The following is a 7,810-nucleotide window of genomic DNA, read 5'->3' on the forward strand; positions in this document are numbered from 1 at the left end:
GGCGACGCTGAGGGGGAACCCCAAGAAGATCCAGCGGATTTGAGACAGAATGCCCCGAGCCTTGGCCGAGGCTCGCCGTGCGCCCCTCGGTAACCGGTGCGACGGTGCACCGTATTTCCGCCTTTCCGCTTCACCGAATTCTCGTGCCGCCGAAGCAACAGCGGGACAGCCGCCAATCCGGAAGCCTGATGTGGCTGATATTCGGCCATCGTTTTCCTCCCTATTGGCTGCGTTATCGTGCCGGGGCAGCCGTCCGCCGACGCCGACAGACCGGAGTGTCCTGTGCAGCCCTCTCTGGAGCTCGCCTGCCCGCCGCCGGGCTGGAACGCCGCGCCCTGGCCCGCGGCGCGGCCCCGACCGGCCGAAGGCTCCCTGGACCTGTGGCTGTTGCATGTCCCGGATGCGGCTCTGCGGTCCGTCGTCCTCGACCGGTCCCCGCTGGACGAGGAGGAACGCGCCCGGGTCGCCGCCTTCGTGTACGCCGTAGACCGGGACCGCTACGCGGCGGCGCATCTCACGCTGCGCCGGGTGCTCTCCGCCTACCGGGACGCCGCCCCCGCGGAGCTGAGGTTCAAGCGCGAACCCTGTCCCTGCTGCGGCGAACCGCACGGCCGGCCCGCCCTGACCGGCCCTGACGCACCGCACTTCTCGCTGTCCCACACCGGCGGCCTGGTCCTGATCGCGGTGGCCGCGCGGCCCGTCGGCGTCGATGTGGAAGGGCTCCCGGCGCATCAGAAGGCGAGCACCGTCGGCGAAGCGCTCCACCCTGCCGAGCGGCGGGCGATCCATGCCGCACAACCGTCGCTACGGCCCGCGGTCTTCGCCCGGCTGTGGGCGCGCAAGGAGGCCTATCTCAAGGGCCTCGGCACCGGCGTCGGCCGCAGCCCGGACCTGGACTACCTCGGCGACCCCGGACTCGGCGCCCCGGCCCGGCCGCCCTGCTGGACGGTCAAGGACATACCGGTCGGGCCACGGCACGCGGCGGCCGTGACCCTCCAGAGGCCACCTGCCGGACATCACGAAACCGTTGTCCGCAGACACTTCCTCGGCACTTTGGACCACACTGCCGCCCTGGCTCTGGCCGGGGCCTGACGGGCAAAGGGGAGCGAGGGGCGCAAGGGGCGCCGGACGCTCCCGCCCCATCAGCTACCGGAGCAGGGCACACCGGCGGCCACGGTCACTGACGTCGCCGCGCCCGAACCGGGCCATCGGATCGACCAGCCTGCCGCTGTCCGGGACACCACCCGGGCTGCCGGCCACGACGACCCCCTGCGCGACGCCCGGGTCGCGGCCGACGCAGGCTGGGGCAGGTGGGCCGTCCTGCGCCGCGCCGGCCGAGCGCGCCCCCTTTTTGCCATCCCAGCGGCGCGCTGAGGCTGTCAGCCTCTACGGCGCATCCCGAGTGGTGGCGGCGCCGTTGGGGTCGGAGCCAAGGAGCAGGGCGACCAGACGCTCCGCCTGTTCCCGGGGGTCCGGTGCGCTGGCCCAGCTGGTCATGAGGAGGTGGTGGACCGTTCCGACGAGGGCGAGCGCGATCGAGGCGCTGTCGATCCCGTCCGCGAGGCGTCCGAGCCGCCGTTCGGCTTCGAGGTAGGAGGAGATCGCATCCTGGATCGCCGTGAAGCCCGGTGCGCCGGCCTCCAGCGCCTGACGAATCCGCAGGGAGGCGGCGGGACGGGTCATGGCCAGGCCGATGACCACGGGGTCCAGGGAGGTCAGGAGCGCGAACGCGACCGCGACGAGATTCTCGGCCACGGCGGCGTGACCTGCTCGCCCAGGCAGTGCCTCGGCCTGGCGCGCGGCACGCGCGAACCGGTCGATGACCAGTTCGGCGACGAATTCGTCCAGCCCGTCGAAATGGGCGTGTGAGGTTCCCCCGAGATGCGGAAGATGGTGGCAGAGGGTCAGATGGTTCTCATGAGAGGAACATCGGCCATGGCTGCCCCCAGAAAGTACTCTCGGGTACTTCCTGGGTGCAGACATGAGATCGGTTCCCTTCGACATGACCATCACACGACGGCCAACGATCTCCCGCAACCCGGGGGAACCTCAGCCGAAGCGTTCGGGGTGGCGTGCGTATGCCTGGGCCAGCGCCGCGAACCCACACCACAAACCTCATAGCGTCACGACCGTCTCACTGGACTTGAAATCTTCCGGGTCACCAGCTCGGCGACCAGCCCGTCATCCACAGCGCCCGCCAGTTTCTTCTCCCAGATCGTCATGCTCCAGTATTTTCCGAATTTGAGGGCTACTTCGTCGTACACCGCCGCTTGGTTGAAGTCGGATCTCCGTAGCAAGGCGGTTGCGAGCTGGTTCGTGTCCAGTGTGTAGGCGTAAGCGCGGCGGACCTTCTCAGCTGCCAGGTGGCGCAGCAGTTCTCTCAGGAGTGCGCCGCCAACACCTTGGCCGGTTGCGTCCGGCGTGCAGTAGAGGCCCACGACGGCGGCCTGTTTGAAGGCTTCGTCGGGTACGAGGGGGGTGCTGTCGGCGAATCCGAGGAGTCGGCCGGTGTCCCGGTCGCGCGCGGCGAGAATCCGGTATGGTCCCGCGGGCGCGTGAGAGGCGAACCTGTGCTGCTGCCCGACTGCGTCCAGTGGCTGGGAGAGGGCAACGGCGGTGGTGTTGATGATGTAGTGGTTGAGGACTTCGGAGAGTTCGGCGAGATCGGATTGCTGGGCGAGCGAGATGTCAACGGCTGGTTTCTTGGTCATCGGGCGGATACGCCTCCTGCTACAGGTTGGCCGGGTGGCACTCTTCCCGTGTGTGCGGGTCCCCTTCGGGCCGTACATGGGCGGGAAGAAGGTTCCAGGCGTCGGAGCCGGGCGGGAGGAGAGTATGCGTGAGTTCTGCTGCTTTCCCTGTCAGCATGTCGGCGCTCTCCGCCCAGAGCACCGCGGTGAGGGAGGAGGGGCCGCTGGGCGGCATATAGGCCGTGACCGGGGTGAGGCGGTGCTGTTCTAGCCATGAGTGAGCGGTGCTCAGGAGTACATCGGGCTCGGCTGCGATCCAGGTGCCGATGAGTCCGAGTGGAGCGCGTGCGGGTACGGTCACCAAGGGGGTGGCCTGGGTGATGCGGAAGTTGACGTCGTAGATGAGGAGCCTGTTGTCGGTGGTGACCGCGCAGTCGATGCCGCAATATCCGCAGAAGCCTCGCCGCTGCGCGGCGGCGGCTGTTTCTCTGGCCGCGCGCACGAGGGGATTGGGCGGCCGGTCGGCTCCAAGTACGCTGCCCTGATATGTACCCTCACCGTCGGTCAGCAGCAGGGTTGACCCCAGCAGAATGGGCGGGGAAGCCGGGGGTACCGAGAACTGGATTCCCCAGCTGGTGCGGATGTCGAGCAGCTCCTCCACCACGAGCAGCTCTCCGTCGGCGGTAGCGAGGGACGGAATCGGGTGCGAGGGCCCCTGGTGGTGGTGGAGCAGGACGTCGAGACCGCCGCCGTTGGGTCTGGTCGTTGCCGCTTTGGCCACCCACGAGCTGGTGCACTCGCCATGGAATTCCGCGGCGGGGACCAGTGTGCGGCGTGGGATGAACGGCGCGGGCACCCACTCGGCCAGTCGGCCCTTGTCGCAGAGGGCGCCCATCAGAGCCAGGTCGGGAACGAACCGGCCGGGGCCCGTGGGTGGATCGGGCAGATTGAACTGCGCGGCGACTCTTTCCCCTCGGGCCACGGCCTGTGATACCAGGGCGCGGTGCTCGTCCGCGGTGGTGAACGTCCTGCAGCTCCGGGGCGTGGGGTGTCCTGCCCGTCGCAGAAGTTCCAGGGTTTCCGGCGTCGTCGTGTGTGTGTGGCAGATGAGGTCAGCGGAGTGGGAGAAGAGGGTGGGGGTGCCGCTGAGCAGGTTCTGGATGTCGCCGAGCGCCGGGAAGTCGGGCTGCGGACCAAGTCGTGCCAGTTCTTCCGGGAAGCCCGTGATGACATCGTGTTCGGGGAGCAAGCGCTGGCGGCCTTTCGAGATGCGGACTCCGATTAGGGGATCGGCGGGAGGGGGCCGGGGCGGCGGTGGGAGACATCTGCTTGCCTCCGCCGGGCGGCTCTTCATCCGTTCAGTTCGGCGTCCCGGTAGGCGGCGAAGAGGCCGAGCGCCCGGAGCATGGCCTTGATCGGATAGTTCGGAAGCAGCGGTTCGAGGCCATTCCACTTCCTGTCGATCAATGCCCGGGCGCGTTCCAACGCGAGGTCCACGCCACCGGAACGTTCCAGCACAGTGATGCACGCGGCTACCTCTTCCGACTGCCGGGGCCGGGCGCTGACGCGCCGCCAGAGCTCTTGCGCCCGGTCGCTGGGAAGCAGTTCGATTGCGCATGCGAGCGGGTACGTCACTCTGCCGTTGCGGATGTCCTCACCCGGCTCCTTCAGGCGTTCTCCATCGCTGTTCACGTGGCCTCGGAGATCGAATACGTCGTCCGAGATCTGATAGACGAGACCCAGCGCCTCGAAGTAGTCGCAGACCGCCTTTTGTTGGGCAGGGCGGGCATCGGCGAGGGTGGCGGCCAGATCCGCGAGAGCCCGTACCGGCAGGGCGGTCTTGAGGCGATGGACCGCCAGGACGTGCTCGCCGATCCCTTTTCCGCTGCCGGCGGCCACGGCATCGTCCATGGCCCGGGTATGGCCGTGGATGTCGAGGGCCTGGCCGGCATGTGCGCTGCGGAGCGCACCGCAGAACAACTCGTAGGCGTGCAGTCGGACCTCTGGCCGCAGGGTCAGGTCGCGTAGGACCCGGTCGAAGGCGAAGTAGGCGGCTGTGCCCGCGTTGATGGCCGTGGCGGTGCCGAAGACGCTGTGGGCGGTGGGACGGCCCCGCCGCAGTACGGCGTCGTCCTGTACATCGTCGACGATGAGGCTGCCGGTGTGGAGCAGTTCGACGACGGCCATCAGTGGACGGTAGGAGTCGCTGTCGGCGCCCAGTGCTTCGAGGACTGCGGTGAACGCGAAGGGGCGCCAGCTCTTGCCCGCAGCATCCACCAGATGCAGGACGGGTCCGGCCAGCGTCTCGTGCAATGCGGTGTGGGACACGGCCGCCAGCAGGTCTTCCGTCCCGGGGCCGAGGAAGCCGAGGCTGGCCTGCGGGCTGGGGGTGGACGGATAGAACTCACTGATGACCCGGCGGGTCTCCGCTGCGATGGGTGTCATCAGCTGGTCCATACGGGCGATCGCCTGCGCCGGCTTGACCTCCACAAAGCCGGTTCCGTGGACCGCCCTGCCGTCAAATCTGCCGCTGACGTGGACCCTTCCCTCCCAGAAGCCGCGGTGGACGGTTACCGTGCGCACCTCCTGGCGGGCGAAGGCCGCCTGGAGCGTGAGGTCAAGGCCGAGGGAGGGCGAGGTGAGCGTCCAGCTGAGCGGGTACTCGTTGAAGGTCTGCAGGGAGGTCCATACAGGGCCGCGCTCCAGCGTGTAGTCGCCGAGCGTGCGGGCGGTGCCGTCGGGTGACACAACGAGCGAGGTCCGGTCCCGGACTTCACTCTTGCCGTCGGCGACGTTCACCTTGCTCCAGACGGAGGCCGAGACGTCCCAGCCGTTGTCCAGATGGAGGCCGCACCAGTCCCAGGCCGCTTCCTCCGCCGCGAAACCGCTTTCGGCCCGCACGGGGGCGATGCCCCACTCGTGGTCGTACCAGGCGGTGCCGTGAGCGACCTCGTGCCGGACACCAGCGGTGGTGATTTCACCCGCTACGGCGAGACGGGTCACGCTGTAGTAGCGCATCCCCTCGTCGTCATCGCCGATCCCCGACACCGTTCCGCTTCCTCCCTGCCAGGCTGCCGGGCGAAGAGGCGTGAACGCGAGATCCATGGACAAGGGCTCCACCGGATGACGCAGCCGCAGCCGATACCTGCCCGCGTCATCACGCCGGAACTCGGCGTCGGTCCCGTAGCAGAGCGCGAACGGATCGATAGCGAGACGCACCGGCCCCTCCAACGAGAGGTCGGGCAGCGGAGGCCGGTCGCCGGACACCATGTCCTCAAGGGCCTCCCGCAGTTTGGGATCGTAGACGCGATCGTTCCTCAGTACCTCCCGGATCAGGGCCAGATTCGCACCGTCGAGCTGCGTCAGCTGCTGATAGCGTCCGGTCCGCGGATCGCACCAGCCGGCCGCGAGGGTGTGCGAGTGTTCCACTCCCCCGTGAGCGCTTGCTTCGCCGACCCGGAAGAACGCCGCGAAGCCGGAAAACGGCCTGCCCTCGGCCGTTTCGGCATGGAAGTTGACGTACCACCACTCCATGCCCACTGTGTCATCAGGATGGTCCGGGTCTCGCTCCATGCCGAGACTCATCAGGTGATCGGGTACCCGGGAGGGCCTGTTCTGCACAGTTTCACCACGCATGGTCAGTGATTCTCCTCAGGCCCGCCAGCCGGCGTGTGTCCGGCGGACGGCGTGACGGGTGGGTCGCTGTCAGCGGCGGCCTGCCGAACGGCGTCCGCCGAAGGTGGTCGCCAACGCGTACGAGGCGGCCTCTTCGTCCAGGGCTGCGTGCCAGAGCGGGCACGAATCGGGGCCGCCGGCCATTCGATGGAGTCGCGCTGTGTGGCTGGCGCTGTCGATGACGGCTTCTGGCCCCTCATGGCGGCGGGCTCGGCCGAACAGTCCTGCGGGCGTGCGGAACGGCCGATCACGAGACCGATGGGCGGGTGCGCTCGAACCCGCGGTCATGTGGCGTGCGCGCGCAACGGAGCGTAAGCCGACAGCCGCTGACACTCCTGTGCTCGCCCCAGGAAGCGCCCGGCGGCGAGCACAACAGACGTGGATCAGGACAGAATCTCGCAGTTGATGGGCCGGTTGCCGGCACCGACCAAGCACCTGTCGCCGCTTCCGGCGCCGCCGTCGACTGTGCCGTTGTTCACGACGGCCGAGAGGAGGTCATTGCCGAGGTTGCCGTTGATGCGGCCGCCGGACGCGACCTCGCCGAGGACGTCGACGGCATCGTCGCCCTGGTTCCCCTCGACTCTGCCTTCCAGCTTCGCGCCCAGGTCGGCGGTGATCGAGTCGTTTCCGTCGGAGCCGCCGACCCGGCCGTTCGGCAGCACCTGCGAGGTCGGAAGCAGGTTCAGGGCGTCGGCGTCAGCGCCGCCGCGGACCTCGCCCGCGCTGACCACGCCCTCGATGTCGACGGCGTCGGCGCCGAGACCGGCATCGACGAGGCCGCCGTTCAGCACGTTGGCGGTCACCGCGATCGTGACCTGGTCGCGTCCGTCACCGGCGCGGACGGTGCCGCTGACCTTGCCGAGGACCGTGACCGAGTCATCACCACCCATCGCATCGACGGTATCGCCCATGTCCACGTCGGAACAGACGATCAGATCCCTATTGTTCGTTCCCACTACCCTGGGACCGGACTGGGGCACGCCGTTGACGGTGCAGGCAGTCGCAGCATGCGCGGGTGACGCGAGGAGCAGCGGTGCGATGACGAGTGAGGCGGCGCAGAGCGCTCGCAGTGAGTTTTTGATCACGCTGCAGGAATATCCGCTCCGAGCCGCCCGACGCCGCACCGACCCGCTCTGTCACTCGCAGGGGGACGTGCTGGCGGCCGCGGGGGAGCCAGTCGGCCCAAGCCGTTCTCCGCGAGTGCCGCCGTCCAGCGGCGCAGCCTGCTCCACCTGCGGATCCGGGCCGAACCGGGTTGGGTGTAGCTCTTCCAGAGGGACCGGCTTGATCATGCTGTGAGGTTGTATCCAACACCGTTGGCTCTGTCCCGTAATCGGTGGTAGCGGTGCGTAGTGATCACTGGAGGAGGATGCGGTGGCGGAGCAGGGGGAACCCGGCTCGGCCGTGCATCTGTCTCATGATCCTCTTGGTTCGCGTGTTGACGC

At 68.4% G+C, this 7,810-nt stretch carries 6 protein-coding genes; 1 reads left to right on the forward strand and 5 read right to left on the reverse strand.

The features are described from left to right. Positions 1-282 precede the first annotated feature (282 nt). On the forward strand, positions 283-1,092 hold the full coding sequence (locus OTB19_RS26330; protein ID WP_267800978.1) for a 4'-phosphopantetheinyl transferase family protein: 810 nt from the start codon (positions 283-285) through the stop codon (positions 1,090-1,092). Between the two features lie 294 nt (positions 1,093-1,386). Here the strand turns inward: OTB19_RS26330 and OTB19_RS26335 are convergent, their stop codons facing one another. The 5 genes from OTB19_RS26335 to OTB19_RS26355 all read right to left on the reverse strand — a co-directional run bounded on the left by OTB19_RS26335 (position 1,387) and on the right by OTB19_RS26355 (position 7,255). Continuing rightward, positions 1,387-1,755: a hypothetical protein gene (locus tag OTB19_RS26335; protein WP_324290545.1), complete on the reverse strand. Its 369-nt coding sequence runs from the start codon at positions 1,753-1,755 to the stop codon at positions 1,387-1,389. 368 nt (positions 1,756-2,123) lie between these two features. Then, positions 2,124-2,711 carry a GNAT family N-acetyltransferase gene (locus tag OTB19_RS26340; RefSeq protein WP_267800979.1) on the reverse strand — a complete coding sequence of 196 codons (588 nt, stop codon included), beginning with the start codon at positions 2,709-2,711 and terminating at the stop codon, positions 2,124-2,126. 19 nt (positions 2,712-2,730) lie between these two features. After that, complete coding sequence (locus OTB19_RS26345; protein ID WP_267800980.1) at positions 2,731-3,939, reverse strand: hypothetical protein; 1,209 nt, start codon at positions 3,937-3,939, stop codon at positions 2,731-2,733. A gap of 101 nt (positions 3,940-4,040) precedes the next feature. Continuing rightward, positions 4,041-6,263 carry a polyprenyl synthetase family protein gene (locus OTB19_RS26350; RefSeq protein WP_267800981.1) on the reverse strand — a complete coding sequence of 741 codons (2,223 nt, stop codon included), beginning with the start codon at positions 6,261-6,263 and terminating at the stop codon, positions 4,041-4,043. Between the two features lie 485 nt (positions 6,264-6,748). Beyond that, positions 6,749-7,255, reverse strand: coding sequence for a hypothetical protein (locus tag OTB19_RS26355; protein WP_267800982.1), 507 nt, complete (start codon positions 7,253-7,255; stop codon positions 6,749-6,751). Positions 7,256-7,810 lie beyond the last annotated feature (555 nt).

Source organism: Streptomyces sp. H27-H5, assembly GCF_026627505.1.
Classification (GTDB): domain Bacteria; phylum Actinomycetota; class Actinomycetes; order Streptomycetales; family Streptomycetaceae; genus Streptomyces.